The following is a 23,086-nucleotide window of genomic DNA, read 5'->3' as shown; positions in this document are numbered from 1 at the left end:
GATGGCTGCGCCCGCACGCGCACGCGATCCGCAATCGGTGCTGTTTGCCTGCGCGATGAACAGCGTGCGCTCGCCGATGGCCGCGAGCCTGCTCCAGCACATGTTTCCGCAAGGCCTGTACGTAAAGTCCGCCGGTGCCAGGAAGGGCGAGCTCGATCCGTTCGCCGTCAGTGTGATGGCCGAGCTCGGCCAGGACATCTCGACCCACAAGCCGCAGACCTTCGAGGAGCTGGAGGATTGGGAGGGGCTCAATTTCGACCTCATCATCACGCTCTCGCCGGAGGCGCATCACAAGGCCCTGGAGCTGACCCGGACGCTCGCCGCCGACGTCGAATACTGGCCGACGCACGATCCGACCACGATGGAAGGCAGCCGCGACCAGAAGCTCGCCGCCTACCGCGAGGTCTGCGACCAGCTGCTGATGCGGATCCGCCGACGGTTCGCGAAAGTGGGCGCTGCGAGCGGGTAGCTGCCGTAACACCTGCGTCACAGATTGAGGGCACACGCATGTCGGAAACCTCGAATCAGCAAAGTCAGGGTTCCCGGGTTGTGAAATCAGCCCCCTTCCGATAGGTTCCGCGCGCAATTCACCCCCTGCCTGATCCCCCAAATCACCTGATGCTCGGCCGCCCCAAATTCGTTCTTGCCTCCGGTTCGCCGCGGCGCCTGTCGCTGCTCAACCAGGCCGGCATCGACCCGGACGCGCTCCGGCCGGCCGACGTCGACGAGACGCCGCGGCGGGGCGAGCTGCCGCGCGCCTGCGCCAACCGCCTTGCGCGGGCCAAGGCCGATGCGGCGCTCAAATCCGTGCAGCTGGATGACGAGTTGCGCGGCGCCTTCATCCTGTCCGCCGATACGGTGGTGGCGGTCGGCCGCCGCATCCTGCCCAAGGCCAATCTGGTGGACGAAGCCGCGCAGTGCCTGCGGCTGCTGTCGGGCCGCAACCACCGCGTCTACACCGCGATCTGCCTGGTGACGCCGCGCGAGGCCTTCCGCCAGCGCCTGGTCGAGACCCGCGTCCGCTTCAAGCGGCTCTCGGAGGACGACATCCAAGCCTATATCGGCTCCGGCGAATGGCGCGGCAAAGCCGGCGGCTATGCCGTGCAGGGCATCGCCGGCTCCTTCGTGGTGAAGATGGTCGGCTCCTACACCAACGTGGTCGGCCTGCCGCTCTACGAGACCACGACGCTGCTCGGCGGCGAAGGCTTTCCGATCCGCTTCGGCTGGCTCAACGCCACCGCGGTCTGACAAATTCTCGAAAACAACCCCATGCACAGTAGAATCCCCTGGCGGGGTTTCTGCGCCGTGACCTGAGAAACCTGTTTGCCCGCGGGCCCTTGAATGCCCCGACCTCGTGTACAGCTATCCCGACCATGGACGACCAGATCAAAAAGCCCGCCGCGCCGCTCAAAACCTGCCCGATCTGCGGTAAGCCGCAGGCGCAGGCCACCCGTCCGTTCTGCTCCTCGCGCTGCCGCGATGTCGATCTGAACCGTTGGCTGAAAGGCTCTTACGTCATCCCCGGCCGGGATGATGAGGTCGATGATATCGAATAATTAGAGATATCAATGGCTTATAAGGCCGGCCTGCACGCTGCGGCAAGCCCGCCCAAGCTTGTACACAGCTGGGGCGCACCCCGCGAAGCCGAAGGCGAAGCGTGGGTGGACAGGCCGCTCCGAGCCCACTATAAACCGCCCGCTCGATGGGCTTTGGCCCCTCTCTTGGAGCACGCCCAGGTAGCTCAGTTGGTAGAGCATGCGACTGAAAATCGCAGTGTCGGTGGTTCGATTCCGCCCCTGGGCACCATGGCTCTCGAAGCTACGCTTGGCGCGGCCATTCTGATCTCCCTCACAGCGAAGCCGTGAAGCTTGCCCGGCGAAGCCTTTTGGCGAAGACGCGCTGCCCTGGATGGGCTCCCTCGCATCGCTGGTTTGCTCCAGGACGCCCGTCCGATTATTCTCCAGGTTGTAGCGTCTGCACTTGAGTTGCCGAGCGGCGCTTCGATGACAACAATCCGTCGGCTCGCGCAACGTCTGTGCAACATCTTGGGCTTCGCCGGTGGGAATCGCGGACAGCATGGAAGCCACCGCACTTGACCTCGGCCTGCGCGGCGCAGTTGCCGGTCTCTTCCTGATGATGGTGGTCGTGACCCTGGGGCGTGTTCGCCCGCTGGATACGATCAAATGGCTCAGCGTCGCCATGGCCGCCTCGGGCGCGCTCTACGCGATCGTGACGGCACCGTTCGTGCCCAAGGCCACGGTCTGGTGGATCATGCCGGTTTTGGGCGCCAATCCGGTGCTCGTATGGTTATGGGCGCGTGCGAGTTTCGACGACGATTTCGTGGTTCGGCGCTGGCATGGCGCCCTGTGGCTGGCCGTTGTCGGCGTCTGGTTCTCGGTGATCTTCAAATGGACGACATGGCCGATATTCGCCAAGGCGGGCGTTCGATCGATGTCGATCCTGGCGATCATCCTGGCACTCTCCGCAGCCGTGCAGACGATCAGAACGTGGAAGACCGACCTCGTTGCCGGTCGGCGCCGGCTGCGGCTCGCGGTCCTGATCCTGGCGCTGCTCATTGTGGTCATGCTGTCCGTCCCGGACCTGACGTCGATCTCGGCCGACAGCGTCGGCATATCAGGCAGCTTGGCTACGTCAGCCGGTCTGCTGGCGATCGCGGCACTGGCCGGATGGGCCCTGTTCCATCCGCCGCCGGCCATTCCCGCTGTCGTCGCGATGGCCGCGGCACCTGCGTCCGAAACTGCGGAACGCGCGGCGCCGATCAGGGCGGCCGACGGCGGTCGCGATGCGACGGCGTCGCTGCTGTTGCGCCGGCTCGACATCTTGATGACGGTCGAACGGGTCTATCGGCAGGAAGGCCTCACCATCGGCGCCCTCGCGGCCAAGCTCGACTTGCCGGAATACCGGCTCCGCCAGGCCATCAACGAGGGTCTCGGCTATCGCAACTTCAACGCCTTTCTCAACCGCTATCGCATCGATGAGGCCAAGGCGGCGCTGTCCGATCCGAGTCAACGCGACGTCGCGGTGCTGACGATTGCCATGGACGCCGGTTTCCAGTCGATCGGTCCGTTCAATCGTGCGTTCAAGGCCGAGATCGGCCTGACGCCGACCGAATTCCGTCGTGACGCACTTGCCCGGTCGGCAGCCATCGCATTGGAAAACGACGAAAAACTTCAGAATCGGCCAATCCCGTTGAAAATCGGCTAGCCGAATTCTGTAACGGGCGAGAGCGAGCTCGCCGGAGCAGGCAAGCTGTGGAGATGGATGACAGGACGCGATCGCTCCGCTCGCTCACGATCGAACGGTCTCCCCCGGCCGGGCCTTCGTCGCGGCCGCGACGATGGCTGCTTCCGGCCACCGGGATATTGATCGCCCTGATCGTCGTGGGAAGCGGCGCGGTGCTTTGGCTCGGCAGCCCGATACAGCCGGCGCAGGCACCCGCCGTCGAGAGGCCGTCTCCCCAGGTTGTCCAGTCCGATAATGCGGTTCAGAAGAGTGTGGCGGTTCCGCCTGGTAGCACGGGCAGCCTGATTGCGTCCGGCTACGTCGTGGCGCGCCGCAAGGCCACGATCGCGGCCGAGGTCACCGGCAAGGTGGTCGAGCTCCTGGTCGACGAGGGCATGGTGGTGCAGGCCGGCCAGGTTCTCGCCAGGCTCGACGATGTCCTGGCCGACAAGGATTACGCACTGGCACAGGCGCGCGCCGAGGCTTCCGAAGCGGCCGTGGCCGCCATTGCGGCTGACCTCGCCGACGCCGAGCGAATCCTCAATCGAACCCAGACGCTGTCCGGGAAGAACTATGCCACCGAGGCCGATCTGACCAAGGCGCAGGCGAGAGCCGGCGTGCTGCGGGCTCAGCTCCACCAGGCGGAAGCGCAACTGGCGGCAGCGCGGCTCGAGGCGCAGCGCTACGGCGAGGTGCTCGGCAAGCACCGGATCCGCGCGCCGTTCGCCGGCGTCGTGGTCGACCGCAGCGCGCAACCGGGCGAGATGATCTCGCCGCTGTCGGCCGGCGGCGGCTTCACCCGCACCGGCATCTGCACCATTGTCGACATGGACTCGATCGAGATCGAGGTCGACGTCAACGAAGCCTCGATCGGCCGCTTGCATGCCGGCACTCGCGTCGAAGCCGTGCTCGATGCCTATCCGGACTGGCGCATCCCTGGCGCCGTCATCGCCATCGTGCCAACCGCCAATCGCGAGAAGGCGACCGTCAAGGTCCGTGTCGGCATGGACCTGAAAGATCCGCGCATTCTGCCTGACATGGCGATCAAGGTGACATTCCTGGACGACGGCGCGCCCGCCGCGGCGCGGTCGGATTCCCCTTAAGCACGCGGGAGCAACACCCATGTTATCGCCGACCGATCCGATCGACCCGATGATCGACATCGTCGATCTGTGCAAGCGTTTCACCAAGGGGAAGGAGACGATCACCATCTTCGATGGTCTCAACCTTGCCATTCCACGCGGCGATTTCGTCGCCGTGATGGGGCCGTCGGGATCTGGCAAGACCACCCTGCTCAACCTGCTTGGTGGCATCGACCGGTCCGACGCCGGTGAGATCGAGGTTGCCGGTGAGCGCCTTGATCGCCTGTCCGAGAGCGAGCTTTCGCGCTGGCGCGCATCCCATATCGGCTTCATCTTCCAGTTCTACAATCTGATGCCGATGCTGACCGCTGCGCAGAATGTCGAATTGCCGCTGCTGCTGACGCGGCTCGGCCGCAAGGAGCGGCGCCAGCGGGTCGAGACGGCGCTCGGCGTGGTCGGGCTCGCCGATCGGGTCAAGCATTATCCCAAGGAAATGTCGGGCGGACAGCAGCAGCGCGTCGCCATCGCGCGCGCCATCGTCTCAGATCCGGCGCTGCTGTTGTGCGACGAGCCGACCGGAGATCTCGATCGCACCACCGCCGACGAGGTGCTGTCGATCCTGCAAGTGCTCAACCGCGATCTCGGCAAGACCATCGTGATGGTGACCCACGATCCGGCGGCGGCGCAATACGCCAAGCGATCGCTGCATCTCGACAAGGGCCACTTCATCGAAAAGGAGCTTGTGGCGTGAACGATCTGGTCCTGATCCGCAAGAATCTGTTCCGCCGGAAATTGCGGGCCATCCTGATGATGGTCTCGATCCTGATCGCGTTTGCGATCTTCGGCGTGCTGGCGAGCTTCGAGCGCGCCTTCAACGCCGGGCAGGATCGCGCCACGCCCGACCGCCTGGTGGTGCTCAACAAGATCAACTTCACCCAACCCTTGCCGATCTCCTACTACAATCGCGTCGCCGCCATCGACGGCGTCGCCCAGATCACCCATTTCAGCTGGTTCGGAGGCTATTACCAGGAGCCGAGGAACTTCATCGCTGCCTTTGCGGTCGATCCGGAGAACTGGATGAAGCTTCGCGACAGCGACTACGTGTTTGCACCCGAGGTTCGCGCCGCGTTCATCCGCGAGCGAACCGGCGTTCTGGTCGGGGCGCGCATGATGGAGAAGTGGGGCTGGAAGGTCGGTGATCATATTCCGATCTCGAGCAGCATCTGGTCACAAAGGAGCGGCTCGCACGCCTGGGACTTCATCATCGTCGGCAGCTTCACCGCCCGCATTCCGCAGGCCGACACCAACGTGATGCTGATGGGCTACGACTATTTCAACGAGACCCGCTCGTTCGGCAAGGACCTGATCAACTGGCTGGCGCTGCGCACCACGTCCGTGGCCGCGAACGAGCGCGTGATCGACGCCATCGACGGGATGTTTGCCAATTCTCCCTACGAGACGACGACCGACAGCGAGAAGGCCTTCAACAAGGCGTTCGCCGCCCAGCTCGGCAACGTCGCGCTGATCGTGGAGCTGGTGGTCGGGGCGGCCTTCCTGACCATCCTGATGATCGTGGGCAACACCATGGTGATGACGGTGCGCGAGCGCACGCGCGAAATCGGCGTGCTGAAGACGCTGGGCTTTTCCGGCGGCCGAATCCTGCGCATGGTGCTCGGCGAATCGATCCTGCTGGCGCTGCTCGGCGGCCTGCCCGGCCTCGGCGTCGCGCTGCTCCTGATCACGCGGGTGCGGGACAGCTTGATGAGCTTTGTTCCGACGCTGTCGCTCTACCCCGATATCGCAGCGGCGGCGGTGGGGCTGATGGTCGTGTTCGGCATCATCACGGGCCTGGTGCCGGCGCTCAACGCGATGCGCCTCAATATCGTCACGGCGCTCGGACGGAGCTGACGCGATGCGCTCGATCATGCTGCAGATCCTGGCGGTCACCGTCATCAATCTCAAGAGCCTGCCGCAGCGCCTGTGGCTGTCGCTGGCGACGGTGATCGCGGTCGGCCTCGTCGTCACGGTCCTCCTGGCATTCCTCTCCATGGCCAACGGCTTCAGGCGCACCATCGCCGATTCCGGAGCGGAAGATATCGCCGTCGTGTTGCGCAGCGGCGCGGTTTCGGAGATCAACAGCGTCGTCCTGCGCGACCAGGTCCGGCTGATCGAGGACGGTCCCGGCATTGCCAAGGGATCCGACGGCAAGCCGCAGACGTCGGGCGAGCTCTATCTGACCGTCAATGGAATCAAGCGCAGCACCGGGACCAAGGCGAGCCTGCCGCTGCGCGGCCTCGGCCCGCAAGGCCCCGGCTTGCGTCGTGGCGTCGTCATGATCGCGGGCCGGATGTTCAATCCGGGCAGCAACGAGATCATCGTCGGCAGGGCGCTGGGCAAGGAATTCGAGGGCTTCGAGCTCGGCCGGACTGTGGCGTTCAACAACACGCGGTGGACGGTGGTCGGGATCTTCGCCGCCGACGGCAGCGTGTTCGAATCGGAGATATGGGCCGATCTGCCGGTGCTGCAGAGCCTGTTCAAGCGCACCGGCGCCGTCCAGACCGTGCGGGCGCGGCTCACCAGTCCGGCGGCGATCGAGACACTGCGCGCGTACAGCGACAACGATCCACGTCTCAAGCTCGACGTGATGTCCGAGGCCGCCTATTTCGCCCAGCAGGCGTCGAATACTTCGGACCTGATCCAGAAGCTCGGCTGGCCGCTGGCGATCGCGATGGCGTTCGGCTCGCTCGCCGGCGCGCTCAACACGATGTACTCCTCGGTCGCGGCACGGGCGACCGAGATCGCGACCTTGCGCGCCATCGGGTTCGGCGGCTTTTCGGCGTTCGTCGGCACGCTGGTGGAGTCGCTGATCCTGGCTGCGATCGGCGGCGTGATCGGCGCCGCAGCCACCTATCTGGTGTTTGACGGCTTCACCGCCTCGACCATGGGCGCAAGCTTCAGCCAGGTGGTCTTCAACTTCCAGCTCAGCCCGCGCCTGATCGGCCAGGGCCTGCTGCTCGCGCTCGCAGTCGGCTTGTTCGGCGGATTGTTTCCCGCCCTGCGCGCTGCCCGCATGCCGATTGTCGCCGGGCTCTACGGGTGATGGTCTAAGTGCGCCGCGCGCCATCCTCCCTTGAGCCACCAAGTCCTCATCAACCGGCCGTCGCCGCTTGCCGCGATCGCAGGTAGCCGCCGAGTGCGGCGAGGGCGGGGCCCAGCGGCAGATAGAGGATGTCGAGCCAAAGGTGGCCGGTGCCGCGGGCCGCGGCGTAGATCCCAAGACCAACGCAAAGAATGGACGCAAGTGCACCGTTCAGCACCTCGTCATGCCTGGCAATGCGCGCCGAAACGTAGCCGCCGAGAACCGAGCAGAGCCCGCCTAGTCTAGAACGCTCGAGGCAACCAGCAACACCGCGCTCCCCTTCAGGATCGCCTTGATGGCGTCGTTGTCGGGTTGAAAGCGCTTCCAATCCAGATGATTTGGTCCAATCATAGGCGAGCGTGCCAAGGTGCGGTCGACGGGCCTTTACAATCGCGCCAGCGCCAGGGGCGCGTCGCCACGGAAAGGACTATTTAACGGTATTTTGCGAGGTTTCCGGTTTCGCGGAGAGGCGCAATGGCCGATACTTCGATCGAGTGGACTGATGCCACGTGGAATCCAGTCGCTGGGTGTAACGTTCTCTCGCCCGGCTGCACAAATTGCTATGCCATGCGAATGGCCGCTCGCCTTGAAGCCATGGATGTTGAGAAGTATCGTGGGCTGACCCGCAGGAGCGGGAAGAGGACTATCTGGACTGGCAAGCTTTTTCTCGATCGCAAGACCCTTGAGCTTCCGAAGACGTGGCGTAAGGCTCGCCAGATCTTCGTTAACTCGATGTCCGATCTCTTCCACGACGATGTTCCGCCCGAGTTCGTCGCTGAAGTCTGGTCGACGATGGCGGCGACGCCGCAGCATACTTACCAAATCCTGACCAAACGTCCCGATCGCATGGCCGACGTCACCGCGGCGCTTTCGGTCCTCCCGAACGTCTGGCTCGGTACCAGCGTAGAGAATGCCGATTATCTAGGTCGCATCGATGACCTGCGTCGCGTGCGCTCGGTCGTGCGCTTTATCTCATTCGAGCCACTACTGAATTCGGTCGCCGGCGCCGATCTGTCAGAAATTCATTGGGCGATCGTCGGAGGCGAGAGCGGCCCGCGCTCTCGCCCGATGGATGCGCAGTGGGTGGATGAGGTCGAAGCCATGTGCCGGCGCTACGGCACAGCGTTTTTCTTCAAGCAGTGGGGCGGCAAGAACAAGAAGGCAACCGGTCGACTACTGCGCGGACGAACGTACGATGAGATGCCTCTTGGGGTCTAACAGATGATTGCCGATCCTCTTTGCAAGGCCAATCGCCTCCGGCGTCCTATTCGATATACATAGGAACAGCGAGAACATCTGCGGCGATCGATCGATCGGCAACGCCAATGGGTTCAGCACGGCGCCGAAAAGTTCGCTCAATCGAGCCTGGACATAGCGCTCTAGTCCCTTTGGATCGAGGTCCCGTCGTCGCTCCGGCAGCATCCCAAACATGTCGGGATCGCCGTCAGGATACAGTTCTGCCTCCCATGAATTTGAGCCGAACATCCTAGTCAGAGCGGCGCGCTTATGATCATCGATGTCAGTGAGCTTTCTTGTCGCTTGTCTAAAAAGACCAGCCAGAGGAAACAGAAACCAGACATCAATAGCTTGCGTTGATGCAAGTGCTTGTAGGGTGGACCATTCGACTTCCATCCCATAAGGATCAAGGAACACGACGGCCCGCTTATCTCTCCAACTGTTGTTCGAGATGAGGCGTTTCAGCGCGGCGTTCGCGTCTTCCTCGGCAATAACGATTCTCCGTTGAAGGTTCTTGGCGACTAGATCATTTAACGCCGAAATGTAGTTGGTGTTTTTCTCAATAAAGACGAGAAAGTCGAAAGTCGGCTGCACGTCCAACGCAATCTGCGCTGAACCACGGCGGCGTTCAATCGCTTCCTCAACGGGCATCTCGACCAAGTCTGCGCCTCTGCGCTCTGTCCGCACGGTTCTGCTTCCGGTGCCCGCGAACGCGTCCACGTACCATAGATGTTGAAAATGGGGCCGCAATGCGGTTGTGAAAGCTTTGAGATAGCCCTCAACGATGGACAGTTTTAGTTCTGTATGCTGACCGCCGAATTCATGGTCTATTGGCATGCAGCCCCCCACTATGATCCTCAATATGAAGTCGGCTTCAAGTTTCAAAATCGCACGCATGCCGAACCGCTGGTTAGATTTCTGTTGCGACCTAGCGCTCGCGTCGCAGCGCGGATCAGCGGGCACTCTCTTCAGGCCACTCGTTTGTTATCAAATCCATCAGCGTGCCATATACGCCAGTAATGGCGTGGCAGGTCAGCGTTCGAACTCCGGCCTGGGATGGAAGTGATTGCTGGAACGGAATGCCCCACAACCGGCTGGCGATAACCTTTGCCTGATCTTGATCTATATCGAAGAATATCCGCCAGAGTGCTCCGCCACTCGTTCCCTCAAAACTGCTAGGCAGGTTGGTGTCAGGATATACTTTGGGCGCAAACTCAATCAGGTCGAATTCGTTCTTACGTTCTGTCTTAACGATAGCCCCGTCTGAAAAGACCGCTTCGAACCCGGCTCGGCGTTCGCCCGGCCTATCGGCCGGCAAGTCCTTCGTGCGCTCATTAATCAATCCCACGACAGCATGAACGTGATGTGGTGCCGGGGGATGAACTTCACTGAGGTCGTCGCGGTGCGTTTTGAGATCATAGAAAGAATTAAGGCCGCCGAACCAACCCAAGGCTTCTTGCGGAAGTCTGAGGAAGCCAAGATCTCGTCCATCCGCCGCTTCGTTTTCGCCGCCGATCTTGATCTTCTTGGCACCGGCCATGTCGATGAGCCGCTTACGGTAGTGGATTGTTTCGCCCAGAAAATCGACGATCCCCACTTGGCCTCTGTCCGGCAAATTTTCAAGGACGTGTGCGGCGGTCAGGATACCGCGAACGCCGCCAACGCTTACGAGCGTTCCCGACCCGGCACAGTCGGCGCGCTCAACGCCGTTGCTCACGGAGAGCTTCACAAATCCGACCATGAAGCTCGCAATCGCGGCACCGAACTGTGCAGTCGCTAGTTTAATTTCGCGCATACCGCGTGCCTCGGTTGTGTCGCGACAATAGACTGAGCCTCGCGGCGCCGCGCGTGCTCCCGCTACGTTATCCCCGCCGAAAATTCCGCCAGCGTTCGTGATTGTTGGTATCGTTGTTGGTAGGGCGCCGCAGCGTCCACGATAATATGCATATTATCAATGCCTTAAATGAATCTTTTGGGCTCTGCCTTGGGCATCACTCTTTGAGAGCTCCGCACGAACTCCGTAAATCTGACGGCTGATCCGCTTCAAGGCCTGCGAAAGCGTGCCAAGCGCGTGACCCCAGCCGGCGCGCGGTCCCTTCCAAGCGCCATGCCTTACGCCTTACCCCGGCTTCTTCCGCTGCCCCAGATACCGCAGCGCCAGCTTGATGAAATTGTGCACCACCATCGACGTCTCGTCCTGTCTGAACACCAGGAACACGTCGGCAGCCGGCGGTGACGGCCTGATCGGACGAAACGCGATGTCTGCTGTCGTGAAACGCGCGATCGACTGCGGCACCAGCGCGACGCCGAAGCCGGCCGCGATCAGACTCGGGATCGACTGCGCGTCGACGACCTGCTGGGATACTTTTGGCAGGAAGCCGGCATCGACACAGCAGGTCTGCACATGGCGCGCGAAATCGGAGCTGTCGGGGTCGAGGACGACGTGATCCTCCGACGCCAGTTCGCCAAGCGCGACGCGCTTGCGTTTTGCCAAGGGGTGCGTGCGGGGGACGGCGAGAACGACCTCTTCCCGCCATGCCAGCTTGCTGGTGAGGTCGCGCTCGGTGGGAACGCCGCGGATGAGCGAGATGTTGGTGGTGCGGTTGAGCAGGGCCGCGATCTGTCGCGCCGGTGCCTGCTCGTACACGGTCATCTTCACCAACGGCGCGACCTGCCGGTAGGCCGCCAACAGCTCCGCGAGACGACCGCGCAGGATGGAGCCGGTCGCGCCGAGATCCAGCGTTCCGACCATACCGGCGCCGATCGAGCGCACCTCGTCTTCCGCTGACTTGACCTGCTGCAGGATGGCGCGGCCGCGCAGCAGCATCGCTTCGCCGGCCTGCGTCAGCTCCACCTTGCGGCTGGTCCGGTAGAGCAGCGGCGTGCCGAGCTCTGCCTCGAGGGCCTGGACATGCTGGCTCAGTGGCGGCTGCGACAGGTTCAGCCGCCGGGCGGCGAGGGTGAAGCTGCGCTCTTCGGCCACCGCGATGAAGTACCTGACCTGGCGAAGATCCATAGCGAAACCCTATCAATCGTGTCGTTCTATATATTGGACTTGATGTCGCACCTGGTCAACGAATGACCGATGCAGCCGTCGTCCGCCCTGCAAGCGGCGGGTGGCCCTGCACGCAGCGGCGTCGCGCCGCCAACGACAACAATGGCGAAAGGCTTCAGCCGCCGACCAAGCCAGACCGACACCAGCCCTTTGAGCGAGGAAAGCCATGCCCAGGATTTTCAAATCACTCTTCTTCCAGGTCGTCATTGCACTCGCGCTCGGCATCGCGCTCGGCATGGCCTATCCCGACACGGCCTTGCAGATGAAGCCGCTCGGTGACGGCTTCATCAAGCTGATCAAGATGCTGGTGCCCGTCATCGTGTTCTGCGTCGTGGTGCAGGGCATTTCGGCGGCCGGAGACCTTTCGAAGGTCGGCAGGGTCGGCATCCGCTCGCTGCTCTATTTCGAAATCGTCACCACGATTGCCTTGGTGTTCGGCATTTCGCTGGCCTATTACTTTCAGCCGGGCGCCGGAATGAACATCGATCCCTCGACGCTCGATGCCAAGGCGCTCAGCGGCTTCAGCCAGACCGCGGCCCAGGTCGCCGGCGGCGGCGTCTCCGAATTCCTGATGAAGCTGATCCCCGGAACGATCGTCGGCGCGTTCAGCTCCGGCGATGTCCTGCAAGTCCTGATCGTCTCGATCATGTTCGGCTGCGCAGTGTCATTGTGCGGCGAGCGTGCAAGGCCGGTCGTCGATTTCATCGAACGCGTCAACGAGATCATCTTCAAGATGATGAACTTCGTGGTCCGGCTCGCTCCGATCGGCGTGTTCGGTGCGATTGCCTTCACCGTCGGGAAGTATGGCATCGGTTCGCTCAAGCAGCTCGGCGGCCTCGTTGGGCTGTTCTACCTGGCGGTGGTGCTGTTCGTGGTGATCGTGCTCGGATCGATCATGCGTCTGTCCGGCTTCAGCCTGTTCAAGCTGCTGGCGTACTTGCGCGAGGAGCTGATGATCGTGCTTGGCACCGCCGCCGGCGACAGCGTGCTGCCGCAGACCATGCGCAAGCTCGAGCTGCTCGGAATCAAGCGATCGACCGTCGGCCTCGTCATCCCGACCGGCTACTCGTTCAACCTCGATGCCTTCTCGATCTATCTGACCCTGGCGGCGGTCTTCATTGCGCAGGCGACCAACACGCCGCTCGCCATGGGCGACCTTCTGGCGATCCTCGGCGTCGCGTTGCTCACCTCCAAGGGCGCTCATGGCGTCCCCGGCTCGGCGATCGTTGTCCTCGCCGCGACGCTGTCGGCCATTCCGGCCATCCCGGCGATTGGCCTGGTGCTGATCCTGTCGGTCGACTGGTTCATCGGTATCGCTCGCGCGCTCGGCAACTATGTCGGAAACTGCGTTGCGACAGTCGTTGTCGCCTCGTGGGAAGGCGACCTCGATCGCGCCAAGGCGCATCGCATCCTGAACGGCGAGATCGTTCCTTCAGGTGAGGTGTTGCAGGTCGAGCCAGATGGTACGGCCGCTCCCGTCGCGGGCCTGCAAACGCTTTGAGCGCAGGAGCGGTTGAGGTTGGCAATGGCAGCGATTTCGATTGAGCCCCTGACGAAGCAGGCCTTCGCGCCGTTCGGCGAGGTCATCGAAACGGACGGGGCGATCCCCCTCTCGATCAACCAGGGCTTTGCGAAGCGTTTCAACGACCTCGCCAAGATCGATGTCAGCGCGGAGGGTGGACAGACCAATATCAGCTGGTTTGTCGCCTCGTTGCGTCCTGCGCCGATTGCGATCCGCCTGATGGAGCGCCATCCGCTGGGAAGCCAGTTGTTCATGCCGCTCAATGGTGCGGACTGGCTGGTCGTCGTTTGCACGGACCCGCGCAACGCGGCGAGCTATCGGGCATTCGCGGCGAGGGGCCATCAGGGCGTGAATTATGCGCGCAACTGCTGGCACCATCCGCTGCTGGTGCTCAAGGACGCAAGCCCGTTCCTCGTCGTCGACCGCAAGGGCGACGGCAACAATCTCGAAGAATATTGGCCGGACGAGACCATGCAGCTCGATCTCATGCCTGACCACCACGAGGCCTGACGATGTCATCGCGAACCTATCACGTCCCGCAGGGCGGCCTGCCGCCGCAGACGGATCTCCTGAGCGGCCGCGCCGTCTTCACGAACGCCTACGCCGTCATTCCGAACAGCGTGCAACGCGACATCGTCGTCAGCCATCTGCCGCATTGGGACAACACGCGTGTCTGGGTGCTGGCGCGACCGCTCTCCGGCTTCGCCGAGACGTTCTCTCACTACTTGATGGATATCGGGCCGAATGGAGGCAGCGAAATTCCCGAGCCCGAGAAGGACGCCGAGGGTGCGCTGTTCGTCGCGGGCGGGCAAATCACGCTCAAGTTGGCGGGCAAGGACAGAGAGCTGAAGGCCGGCGGATTCGCCTATGTGCCGCCCGGTTACACCTGGAGCCTGCGCAATCGTGGAACGGGCTCCGCCCAGCTGCACTGGATTCGCAAGCTGTACCAGCGCGTGCCTGGTTTGGCCGACCCCGAACCGATCGTGACCAACGAAGACTCGATGACACGGGTGCCGATGCCGGATACCGACGGGCGGTGGGCCACCACGCGCTTCATCGATCCCTCGGACATGCGCTATGACATGCACATCAACATCGTGACGTTCGAGCCGGGGGCAACGATCCCGTTCACCGAGACGCACGTGATGGAGCACGGGCTGTACGTCCTCGAAGGCAAGGCGGTTTACCGTCTCAATCGCGACTGGGTGGAAGTGGAGGCTGGCGATTACATGTGGCTGCGCGCATTCTGCCCGCAGGCCTGCTACGCCGGCGGCCCCGGCCGGTTCCGCTATCTCCTGTATAAGGACGTCAACCGGCACATGAACCTGCGGCAGGGCGCGCCGCTGATCTGATGTCGCGTGGGCCGCTGGCTCACGTCTGCGCTCATGCCGCCTGTTTCTGGCATCCGGCTTGCTCAGTCCGCATCAAAGCCAGGCCTCAGCAGCGAGGCCGTTTCAGGTTGAGGCAAGTGATGCAGGAAGTGTCCCGTTCTGGTGCAGCAGGAGAACTCAAGCTCGATGCGTTGATCGCCGATTTGTGGTGGCGCGTCCGGCTGCTTAACACCGACATTCTCGAGGAAGAGGCCAAGGCCGGAGTGTTCGACGCGCAACAGCCGACCTATCCGCCGCTCGCGGCGAACCTTCGCGTGAGACGCGACAATCTGGTCGCGACGATCGGCATGCTCGAGCAGCGCGCGGCATCGGCACGCGAAGCGGCTTAATTCACGCGAGGCTGGCCTGAGGCACGCGAGGCGGCCTGAGAGCCTGCCTCACACCGGGCCGGCGTCAGCTCATGGCTTGATCCTAGCAAAGCTGACAACTCCGAGGCCTTTGTTGACCGAGCGGTCGAACACGGTGAAGTAGTTGTTCATCAAGGGCAGCCCGAGAATCGACGGGCCGTCGCCGGTGTAGAAGACCAGCGAGGCGTGGCCGGCTTTCGGGGCATTGGTCTGCCAATAGGTTTGCGGCGCGACCTCCAGGGTGACGTCGCTGCCGAGCGCGCCTTCCAGGACGAAAGTCAGCACCGGCCAGTCGGCCAGCTTGAGCTTGCTCATCGGCAGATATCCGGCGTGAATTTCATCATCGAGGCCGAGCGACCTGTAGCGGGCGAGGACCTCCTTGAAAACGGGTCTGTCGAGATAGATTCCATTGGTGCCGCTATCCACGATGGCGTTGGACGGATCGTGGCTTGCCTTGGTCGGTGGAGTCACCTGGACAGGCGCGGTCTTGCCGACCGTGACCGACTTCAGATTGACATTGTAAAATGTATCGTGAACCACGCGCGCGAGCTGGAAGGCGCCCTCGTAGAGATCCGTTTGCTCTTCGCCGCCTCCGAGGATGAGAAATCCGTTGTTGATCGGATCGCTCTCGGGTTTCGCCGTCGTCTTGTTGACCATCGAGCGCAGCGTGTAGAAGGCGAACTTGTTGGCGACTAGGCCCGCGGCCTCGAGTTGCGAGAAGTACGGTTCGATATAGGTGCGGTGGCCTTTCTGAATCTCGTTGTAGGTGTAGTGGGGCGGAATGGTCTTGCCCGGCATCGTGTAGGCGTCGTTGAGCCTGGTATAGGCGAGGCCGAGGATGCCGCCGTGTGACTTTCCGAACATCTCCTCGGTCGCATGATACGCGACGGCCGTATGGACCTTCGGCAGGACGAGAGGGTGAGCGGAGTTGACGGTGATGTCGGTCTGCACGATGCCACCAACCCAGCGGCTGCGATCCTGGTAGGAAACTTCCTGCCCGATCTTGGTCAGCTTGGCTGCGCTGTCCTTGGTGGGGTCGTAGAAATGGCCGTCCACCGCGAGCGTGCTGCTGCCGGTATCGAGAAGCACGTCGATCTCGACCTTCTTGGCGCCGACATAGATCTTGCCGCTGTAATCGCCGTCGTTGAGAACATTGGTGATCGGCATCCGCACTGTGGTTGCCGAGATTTTTCCGCCGAGGGCCGCTGCGGCGCTGAAGATGGGGTGCGTCAATTGCGGAGCGACCAGGGCCTTTGGCAGGTAGGCAGTCGTCGTGGCTTTGGCCATCACGGACCTCTCTGGCGACATGTTGCGGCGTTGCCGCGCCCAATCGAGTTGGGGCGAAATTCTCAGTGGTTGCTGGCGGTGCGCTCCGCAGTCGGGGGCCTGAGGAGCGTCAGGCGTTTCGTATGAATTGCGAGATCAAAATCGATCGTCCAAATGCCGTCGGGACTGAGCCCCGAGGCAGGATCCAGCATAGGGCGGGAATTTGGGGCGCGCAACGTCAACGCGATGAGAGGCCTGGCATATTGTTCAGATTGCAGCGAGGGGTACGGTCGGGAGATTGCCGTGCGGTCCTACCGAACCGCCTTCGTCAGGTTGGCCAGGCTCGCCGCCAGCTCATCGCTCCGGAACGGCTTTGTCAGCCGCGACAAATCCGGCGTGATGCCTTCGTTATTGGCGTAGCCTGATACGACGAGGATCTGGAGCTCGGGGTACTGGTTGCGCAGCGCCAGGCCGAGATCCGTTCCGCTCATGCCGGGCATCAGGTGATCGGTGATCAGCAGGTTCGGTCGCAGGCCGTCCTTGACGCGCTGGAGCGCGTCCTCCGCGGAGCTTGCTTCGACGACACGATAGCCGAGCTCGCGCAGCATCTCGGCGGTGCTCATGCGCACCAGCGGCTCATCATCCACCAGCAGTGCGGTGCCGGCTGGCAGTGGTCGCAGGTTTGTCTGCGGCTCAGCATCGGTCGCGCCAGCGGCAGCGTGGCTAACCGGCAGCCACAACTCAACTGTCGTGCCTGCCCCTACGGTGCTCCTGATCGTCAGCGCCCCGCCGAGCTGTGAGGCGAGGCCATGGACCATCGAGAGGCCGAGACCGGTGCCTTGTCCGATACCCTTGGTCGAGAAGAACGGCTCGACGGCGTGAGCCAGAGTCTCCTCGTCCATGCCGATGCCGGTATCCGCAACCGAGATGCAGACATAGGTGCCGGGCACGAGGTCTGCGCCGTGCGCGCGCTCGACCGTCCGGGCCTTGGCCGAGATGCTCAGCCTGCCGCCCTCGGGCATCGCGTCGCGCGCGTTCACGCTGAGGTTCAGGATCGCCATCTCGATCTGGTTGGGATCGGCCATGGCCTCCGGCAGTCCTTCGGGCGTGTCGACAGTCACCTGGATCTGCGGTCCGGTCGTGCTTGAGATCAGCTCGCCCATATCGGCAACGAGCCGGCCGATATCGACCGGAACGGCCTGAAGCGGCTGCCTGCGGGCGAAAGCAAGCAGGCGCTGCACCAGCGTCTTGGCACGCTCGGCCGCCTGTGCAGCGCCGGCGATGAGGCGATGCTCGCGCTCGCCGCCGATGCCCTTGCGCTGGAACATGTCGAGCAGGCCGACAATCGGCGTCAGCAGATTGTTGAAATCATGTGCGACGCCGCCGGTGAGCTGGCCCATCGCTTCCATCTTCTGGGCCTGACGTAGGGCTTCCTCGGCTTGCGCCAGCCGCGCCTGCTCCTCCAGGCGATCCGTCACGTCGATCCCGGTCAGGAACGCACCGATCCGCGTGCCGTCAGGCGCGCGCAGCGACTCGAATTTCATTTCGTAGACGCGGCGGTCGAAACTGATATCGCCGAACTCCTCAATGCTGGTGAAGGCTTCGCCCGCCAGCGCGCGGCTCCAGATGGCCGTCGCCGCCGCGAGATGCTCGGGCCGGTCGGCCAGGAATTCGTGCAGGGAATCGCCGATCTTCGGCCGCTTGCCATAGATGCGCTGATAGGCGTCGGCGCAGGATGCGTTGATGGCGAGCCAGCGATAATCGAGATCGAGTGCCTGGATCTGACCGTCGGTGGTTTCCACGATGGTGGCGAGCAGATGACGTTCGGCAGTGCGCTCAGCCACGCGCTGTTCGAGCGTCGCGTTCAACTCCCTGTAACGCGCTTCGCTCGCCCGCAACTGCGTCTCGCCGAGAACGCGCTCGGTCGTCTCCGAGACGATGCAGAGCACGCCGCCAACCGAACCGTCATCGTCAGGCACCGCCGAGTAGGAGACGTCCCAATAGCTCGTCTCGCCATAGCCATGGCGCTCGACATAGAAGGCACGATCCTTGGCCGCGAAGGTCTTTCTCGTTTGGCGCACGCCCGACAGCAGCGGCTCGAGATCGTCCCACAGCTCGCCCCAATTCTCGATCGCGGGCCGGCCGAGCGCACGGGGGTGATTGGCACCGATGCCAGGCGCATAGGCGTCGTTGTAGAGCGCGACGTAATCGGGGCCCCAGAACAGCACGATCTGGGCCTGTGCGGCCAGCAACATACTGACCGTCGTTTTAAGCGCCCGGGACCATTGGTTGGGAGGGCCGAGTGGCGAGCCCGACCAGTCGAGGGCGCGCATCATCGCACCCAGCTCGCCACCATCGGCGAGGAAGCCCAGATCAGTCGACTGCCGAGTAGCCTTCTCCGACAGCACCGGCCCCCCTTGCGACGCGAGACATGGGCGTCCTTGCCCATTCGAGCCCGATTTCGAGGGCTCGTACTCAAGGCCCCACAACGCGCGGGGCAGCCTTCCGGTTCCATGACAGGTGTTTCGCGCTGCCCGTGTGCTATTGCTGCTGCGCGCAACGACGCGAGGTCTCCATGCTCCCCATTCCTGCCGACATCTTCACCGAGCCCGAGGACGTTTCTCCGGACAGTCTTGCCAATCTCGGGCCGCTGCGCCGGCTCGCCGGCACCTGGCAGGCCGACAAGGGCATCGACATCAATCCGAAGGCGGAAGGGCCGGAGCGGCGCACCTTCATCGAGCACATCAGGATGGATCCGATCGACCCGCAGGCCAATGGGCCTCAATTATTCTATGGCCTGCGCTATCACATTCACATCAACACGCCCGAGGAAGACATCACCTTCCATGACCAGGTCGGCTATTGGCTGTGGGAGGCGGCGACCGGGCTGATCATGCAGACGCTGGCGATTCCGCGCGGGCAGGTGCTGCTCGCCTCGGGGAAGGCCAAGCCGGACGACAAGAAAATCTCCGTCACGGCGAAACGCGGCGACACGACTTACGGGATCTGCTCGACCGACTTCCTGGAACAGGCCTTCCGCACCGACTCTTATCGTTGCGACATCACCTTCAACGATGATGGCAGCTGGAGCTATCAGATCCAGACCGAGTTGTTCGTCCGCGGCGCCCCGTTCAATCATCACGACAGCAATACGCTTCGGCTGGTCGCGCCGCCCAAACTCAATCCGCTCGCGGTGATCGTGAACGATCGCGAGAGGGGCAACAAGCCGGCCTGAGAAGCTGGCGCGGAGATCTTGCATGAAGCCTTACGTCATCTGCCTGATGCATTCGAGCCTCGACGGCCGCACCCATCCCAGCCGCTGGCGTCCGAAGGGCGCCGGCACCGATTGGTTCGAGAAGATCCATGACCAGCTTGGCGGCGATGCCTGGGTGATCGGCCGCGTCACCGGCTCCGAGTTCGCCAAGGGCAAAGCCTATCCCGAGACGAGCGAAAGATTTCCGCGCGAAAACTGGTTCGCGCGGGGCGATGCCAAGACCTCCAATATCAAGACCTACGGCGTCGTGCTCGATGCGCACGGCAAGATCGGCTGGGGCCGCTCCGATATCGGCGGCGATCCCATCGTCGTGGTGCTGACCGAGAGCGTGCCGGATTCGCATCTGGCCGGACTGCGCGGTGAGGGCGTGTCCTACATTTTTGCGGGCAAGTCCGAGATCGACCTCGCCTTGACGGTCGAGATCCTCAATCGCGAGCTGGGCGTCAAGCGCCTGCTGGTCGAAGGCGGCGGTGTTGCCAATGGCGCATTCCTGCGCGCCGGCCTGATCGACGAATTCAATTTGATCCTCAGCCCCGCGATCGATGGTGCCAGGGGCGCGCCTTTCGTGTTCGATTCTGCCGAGGAGGATCACGACAAGCGCGCGCCGATCACTGCGATGACGCTGGAGAGCTCGCGGGATCTCGGCGGCGGTGTCCTGCTGCTGCGCTATCTGATCCAGAACGATCCCGCGCGCCAATAGCAGCATGCCAGACAGTTCGGAGCACATCGTCATCGTCGGCGCGGGCGCGGCCGGCCTGATGGCGGCCCGCGAGCTCGCGCGCGCGGGAAGACGGGTCACGATCCTGGAAGCGCGCGAGCGCTGCGGCGGACGTATCCATCCGCTGCCGGCCGCGGAATTCGGCTATGCAGCCGATGGCGGCGCGGAGTTCGTCCATGGCGAGGCGCCGGTGACGCGCAGCCTGGCGCGCGAGGCGGCGCTGACGGTGCGCGGAATCGGCGGCGCGCAATGGAGCTTCGACGGCACGACATTCTCGCGAGAGAACCCGCGCGAACCCTACGACCCACAGCTTCATGCGGCCGTGAAGGATCTGACCGACGATCTCACCGTCGCCGATTTCCTGCGCCTGCATTTTGCCGAACCGCAGCACGCGCCGTTGCGGCACGCGGTCGAACGCATGGTCGAGGGCTATGATGCGGCCGACCCCGCGCGCGCCTCGACGCTGGCGCTGCGCGACGAATGGATGAATGACGGACATGCGACGCAGGCGCGCCTCGACGGCGGCTATGGCGGCCTGATCGATTTTCTTGTCGCGGAGTGCCGCAAGTCCGGCGTTGTCGTTCGTCTCGGTGCGGTGGTCACCGCCATCGAGGAGAACGGGGACAAGGTCATCGTCCGTTGTGCCGGCGGTGAGCTGCAAGTCTGCGATCGGGTAATCCTCACTGTGCCGCTGCCGCTATTGCGCGAGATCGCGCTGCCCGCGGCCGCGCGCGAGACGGCGGGAGCTGCAGACGACATCGGCTTTGGCGGCGTCATCAAGATCCTGCTGCGGTTCAAGCGGCCATGGTGGCGCGAGCGGCGCGGAGAGCTTGCCGACATGCTTTTCCTGCTGTCGGACGAGACCATTCCCGTATGGTGGACGCGTCATCCGGATCAGCATCCCGTGCTGACGGGATGGTTCGGTGGTCCGCGAACGGCGGGGCTGGCGCATCTCGATCAGCAAGGGCTGATCGATGCCGGCATCGCTTCGCTCGCCGCCATATTCGGCCTCCCGCGCGAGGAGATTGCGCGGGACCTCGTGGCGGCGGCCGCTGCCAACTGGGCGAATGATCCCTTTGCCCGTGGCGCCTATTCCTGGGCGACGCCGCGGACGCGGGCGGCGCAAGAGATTCTCGCGTGCGCCGATGGTTCGATCTTGTTTTCCGGTGAGGCGCTCTATCGCGGTCGCGACATGGGAACGGTCGAGGCTGCGCTTGCGAGCGGCCTGGAAACGGCAGGGATCATTTTGCAGCGTTGAGAAAGAAGGCCCGCATCTCTGCGGGCCTGTCGTGTCACCAGCGACTGCCGCCATAGCTGAACGTCACGCCGGGACCGCGGCCGCCGTAATAGCCGTAGGGGCCGCCATGGTGGCGGGGATAGTAACCATAGCTGCGATGGTGCGGCCGATAATAGCCGTGATGATGCGGACGCCAATGATGTTGGCGATAGCCGTGATGGCCATGTCTGTGCTGCGCGCTGATGTCGGTCGATCGGCCAACTTGCGCATTCGACCTGGCCTTGCCGCTGCCGGCCGCGTTGGCTGCCGTCGCGGTGAGCGCAGCAGCGCCGATAGCCATCGCGACAAAGAGATACTTCATGTCATCACTCCAGTTGAGATATCGAGTGACAACAGATGGGCTCTATTCGCGTTCCGGTGAGAGCGGGCGTCGAAACGACGCACGCGATCGCCGCCGCGAAATCGCGCTGAGATTTATTGTCGCACCGCTGCGAGCGAGGCGATCACTTCGCTTGCGGTCACGATGCGGGCAAATTCGCCGTTCAGATTCGACAGCGTCATCGCGTGGATGTCCTCGGCCGAATGCGTCTCGCCATCGGGGCCGACGCGATCGAATGTCCAGGTGGCATCGCGCACGAGCTGCGCATCGAAGTCGAGATTTCCGGCCATGCGTGTCGTCGTCTCCACGCAATGATTGGTGGTGGCACCGCAGATCACGAGCGTTGAGATGTCGTCTGCGCGCAGGCGCGTCTCGAGGTCGGTGCCGATAAAGGCGCTGTTGACGCGCTTGACGATCACGGGCTCGCCGCCCTGCTCGCGCGCTTCCTCCTTGACGGTGTAGCCGGAACGCGAGGGCAGGAACGTCGAGTTCGGCTTGGTGCCTTCGTGGCGGATATGGAAGATCGGCGCGCCGCTGGCCCGGAACGCCGCGAGCAGATCAACGATGCGCGCCACCGCATCCGGATTGTTGCGCCGCTTGCCCGCGGCCTCCCATTCGTCGAATGCGCGCTGGACGTCGACAACGATGAGAGCGGGGAGGGGATGGGGCATGGCGACAGATTCCGCAGTTTTGCGGACTATGCGAGGCGTTCGCCAGCTCAGGCAATGCCGATTATCCCTCGTTTCGGGACGGCCTCACGGGTGCGGCTCGGGAAAGCCGTGGCGCTCCGACAGCGCGGCAATGATGGCATCCTTGTCGTTGATGAAGGCGCGCCCCTGATGGCTGCCGGTCTGATGCGGCGACGTGGTCCCGTCTGCGAGCACGAGCAGCGGCAGCCACTGATTGTCTTCACCGATCAGTGCGATCACGTCCTGCCGAGGCTTCGGCCACGCGATGCGCTCGACGTCGAGCTTTTCGGCCAGTGCCGGAAACGAGGTGAGCAGGCCCTCGATCAGCGCGCAGTGCCAGCAAAAGAAGCGGCGGCCGGGAAGGGCAGGGTCTTCGAACCCCTGGCGCAGCAAAAACAGGCGGTCACGCGTCATGGAGCGCTCCGAAAGGGAATCGAGGCCGTCGCGGGAGGACTCCATGCCACGACCGGCTCGCGGACCGCAAGGTGCGAGCGCTCACTTCGATTTG

General features: G+C 63.4%; 25 protein-coding genes and 1 tRNA gene. 17 read left to right on the top strand and 9 right to left on the bottom strand.

Features of this window, described 5'->3' with window-relative positions:
• The first annotated feature begins 1 nt into the window (after position 1).
• The 9 genes from L6637_RS18730 to L6637_RS18690 all read left to right on the top strand — a co-directional run bounded on the left by L6637_RS18730 (position 2) and on the right by L6637_RS18690 (position 7,425).
• Positions 2-469 (top strand): arsenate-mycothiol transferase ArsC, encoded by a 468-nt coding sequence (locus tag L6637_RS18730; protein ID WP_237859569.1) that lies wholly within the window; start codon positions 2-4, stop codon positions 467-469.
• 149 nt (positions 470-618) lie between these two features.
• Positions 619-1,248 (top strand): Maf-like protein, encoded by a 630-nt coding sequence (locus L6637_RS18725; RefSeq protein ID WP_188098821.1) that lies wholly within the window; start codon positions 619-621, stop codon positions 1,246-1,248.
• 125 nt (positions 1,249-1,373) lie between these two features.
• Positions 1,374-1,556 carry a DNA gyrase inhibitor YacG gene (gene yacG, locus L6637_RS18720; RefSeq protein ID WP_237859567.1) on the top strand — a complete coding sequence of 61 codons (183 nt, stop codon included), beginning with the start codon at positions 1,374-1,376 and terminating at the stop codon, positions 1,554-1,556.
• Positions 1,557-1,730: 174 nt separating this feature from the next.
• Positions 1,731-1,806 (top strand) — tRNA-Phe (locus L6637_RS18715).
• Between the two features lie 270 nt (positions 1,807-2,076).
• Positions 2,077-3,225 carry an AraC family transcriptional regulator gene (locus L6637_RS18710; protein ID WP_237863243.1) on the top strand — a complete coding sequence of 383 codons (1,149 nt, stop codon included), beginning with the start codon at positions 2,077-2,079 and terminating at the stop codon, positions 3,223-3,225.
• Positions 3,226-3,515: 290 nt separating this feature from the next.
• Positions 3,516-4,346, top strand: a complete 831-nt coding sequence (locus tag L6637_RS18705) for an efflux RND transporter periplasmic adaptor subunit (RefSeq protein ID WP_237863242.1) — start codon at positions 3,516-3,518, stop codon at positions 4,344-4,346.
• A gap of 19 nt (positions 4,347-4,365) precedes the next feature.
• Complete coding sequence (locus L6637_RS18700) at positions 4,366-5,076, top strand: ABC transporter ATP-binding protein (RefSeq protein WP_377802979.1); 711 nt, start codon at positions 4,366-4,368, stop codon at positions 5,074-5,076.
• A complete protein-coding gene (locus L6637_RS18695; RefSeq protein WP_237863241.1) occupies positions 5,073-6,233 on the top strand; it encodes an ABC transporter permease in 1,161 nt (386 codons plus the stop codon). The genes L6637_RS18700 and L6637_RS18695 overlap by 4 nt, the downstream gene beginning before the upstream one ends.
• 4 nt (positions 6,234-6,237) lie before the next feature.
• Positions 6,238-7,425, top strand: a complete 1,188-nt coding sequence (locus L6637_RS18690; protein ID WP_237863240.1) for an ABC transporter permease — start codon at positions 6,238-6,240, stop codon at positions 7,423-7,425.
• A gap of 49 nt (positions 7,426-7,474) precedes the next feature.
• Here the strand turns inward: L6637_RS18690 and L6637_RS18685 are convergent, their stop codons facing one another.
• The gene (locus L6637_RS18685; RefSeq protein ID WP_237863239.1) at positions 7,475-7,792 is read right to left on the bottom strand and encodes a hypothetical protein; all 318 of its coding nucleotides are present in this window, start codon (positions 7,790-7,792) and stop codon (positions 7,475-7,477) included.
• 146 nt (positions 7,793-7,938) lie between these two features.
• Here L6637_RS18685 and L6637_RS18680 point away from each other — a divergent pair, with 146 nt between their 5' ends.
• Positions 7,939-8,682, top strand: a complete 744-nt coding sequence (locus tag L6637_RS18680; protein WP_237863238.1) for a DUF5131 family protein — start codon at positions 7,939-7,941, stop codon at positions 8,680-8,682.
• On the opposite strand, the gene tcmP is transcribed toward L6637_RS18680, so the two are convergent.
• From tcmP to L6637_RS18665, 3 genes are all read right to left on the bottom strand, one after another.
• On the bottom strand, positions 8,638-9,597 hold the full coding sequence (gene tcmP / locus L6637_RS18675; RefSeq protein ID WP_338076545.1) for a three-Cys-motif partner protein TcmP: 960 nt from the start codon (positions 9,595-9,597) through the stop codon (positions 8,638-8,640). The genes L6637_RS18680 and tcmP overlap by 45 nt on opposite strands.
• Before the next feature lie 55 nt (positions 9,598-9,652).
• Entirely contained in the window at positions 9,653-10,495 is an 843-nt protein-coding gene (locus L6637_RS18670; RefSeq protein WP_237871676.1) for a hypothetical protein, read from the bottom strand.
• Positions 10,496-10,819: 324 nt separating this feature from the next.
• Entirely contained in the window at positions 10,820-11,716 is an 897-nt protein-coding gene (locus tag L6637_RS18665; RefSeq protein ID WP_237863236.1) for a LysR substrate-binding domain-containing protein, read from the bottom strand.
• 205 nt (positions 11,717-11,921) lie between these two features.
• Here L6637_RS18665 and L6637_RS18660 point away from each other — a divergent pair, with 205 nt between their 5' ends.
• From L6637_RS18660 to L6637_RS18645, 4 genes are all read left to right on the top strand, one after another.
• On the top strand, positions 11,922-13,256 hold the full coding sequence (locus L6637_RS18660; RefSeq protein ID WP_237863235.1) for a C4-dicarboxylate transporter DctA: 1,335 nt from the start codon (positions 11,922-11,924) through the stop codon (positions 13,254-13,256).
• A gap of 24 nt (positions 13,257-13,280) precedes the next feature.
• Positions 13,281-13,787, top strand: coding sequence for an ureidoglycolate lyase (locus L6637_RS18655; RefSeq protein WP_237863234.1), 507 nt, complete (start codon positions 13,281-13,283; stop codon positions 13,785-13,787).
• A 2-nt stretch (positions 13,788-13,789) separates the two neighbouring features.
• Positions 13,790-14,629, top strand: coding sequence for a bifunctional allantoicase/(S)-ureidoglycine aminohydrolase (locus L6637_RS18650; protein ID WP_237863233.1), 840 nt, complete (start codon positions 13,790-13,792; stop codon positions 14,627-14,629).
• A gap of 119 nt (positions 14,630-14,748) precedes the next feature.
• Positions 14,749-14,997 (top strand): hypothetical protein, encoded by a 249-nt coding sequence (locus L6637_RS18645; protein ID WP_237863232.1) that lies wholly within the window; start codon positions 14,749-14,751, stop codon positions 14,995-14,997.
• 69 nt (positions 14,998-15,066) lie between these two features.
• On the opposite strand, the gene L6637_RS18640 is transcribed toward L6637_RS18645, so the two are convergent.
• The gene (locus L6637_RS18640; protein WP_237863231.1) at positions 15,067-16,302 is read right to left on the bottom strand and encodes a pepsin-like aspartic protease; all 1,236 of its coding nucleotides are present in this window, start codon (positions 16,300-16,302) and stop codon (positions 15,067-15,069) included.
• Positions 16,303-16,592: 290 nt separating this feature from the next.
• Entirely contained in the window at positions 16,593-18,617 is a 2,025-nt protein-coding gene (locus L6637_RS18635; protein WP_417281630.1) for a hybrid sensor histidine kinase/response regulator, read from the bottom strand.
• A gap of 239 nt (positions 18,618-18,856) precedes the next feature.
• On the opposite strand from L6637_RS18635, the gene L6637_RS18630 reads away from it, so the two are divergent.
• Genes L6637_RS18630 through L6637_RS18620 form a run of 3 tightly spaced genes read left to right on the top strand, consistent with a single transcriptional unit; the run spans position 18,857 to position 21,531 of the window.
• Complete coding sequence (locus tag L6637_RS18630; protein WP_237863229.1) at positions 18,857-19,516, top strand: FABP family protein; 660 nt, start codon at positions 18,857-18,859, stop codon at positions 19,514-19,516.
• 22 nt (positions 19,517-19,538) lie between these two features.
• The gene (locus L6637_RS18625) at positions 19,539-20,255 is read left to right on the top strand and encodes a RibD family protein (RefSeq protein ID WP_237863228.1); all 717 of its coding nucleotides are present in this window, start codon (positions 19,539-19,541) and stop codon (positions 20,253-20,255) included.
• A 4-nt stretch (positions 20,256-20,259) separates the two neighbouring features.
• Positions 20,260-21,531: a flavin monoamine oxidase family protein gene (locus L6637_RS18620; RefSeq protein ID WP_237863227.1), complete on the top strand. Its 1,272-nt coding sequence runs from the start codon at positions 20,260-20,262 to the stop codon at positions 21,529-21,531.
• Positions 21,532-21,565: 34 nt separating this feature from the next.
• Here the strand turns inward: L6637_RS18620 and L6637_RS18615 are convergent, their stop codons facing one another.
• The 3 genes from L6637_RS18615 to L6637_RS18605 all read right to left on the bottom strand — a co-directional run bounded on the left by L6637_RS18615 (position 21,566) and on the right by L6637_RS18605 (position 22,992).
• A complete protein-coding gene (locus tag L6637_RS18615) occupies positions 21,566-21,871 on the bottom strand; it encodes a hypothetical protein (RefSeq protein WP_237863226.1) in 306 nt (101 codons plus the stop codon).
• 113 nt (positions 21,872-21,984) lie between these two features.
• Complete coding sequence (locus L6637_RS18610) at positions 21,985-22,560, bottom strand: cysteine hydrolase family protein (RefSeq protein WP_237863225.1); 576 nt, start codon at positions 22,558-22,560, stop codon at positions 21,985-21,987.
• A gap of 84 nt (positions 22,561-22,644) precedes the next feature.
• Positions 22,645-22,992: a DUF3088 domain-containing protein gene (locus L6637_RS18605; protein WP_237863224.1), complete on the bottom strand. Its 348-nt coding sequence runs from the start codon at positions 22,990-22,992 to the stop codon at positions 22,645-22,647.
• Between the last annotated feature and the right edge of the window lie 94 nt (positions 22,993-23,086).

The organism is Bradyrhizobium zhengyangense, assembly GCF_022012435.1.
In the GTDB taxonomy this organism is placed as follows: domain Bacteria; phylum Pseudomonadota; class Alphaproteobacteria; order Rhizobiales; family Xanthobacteraceae; genus Bradyrhizobium; species Bradyrhizobium zhengyangense.
The sequence above is the reverse complement of the archived record's forward strand: the minus strand, read 5'-3'. Positions and strand labels throughout refer to the sequence as shown.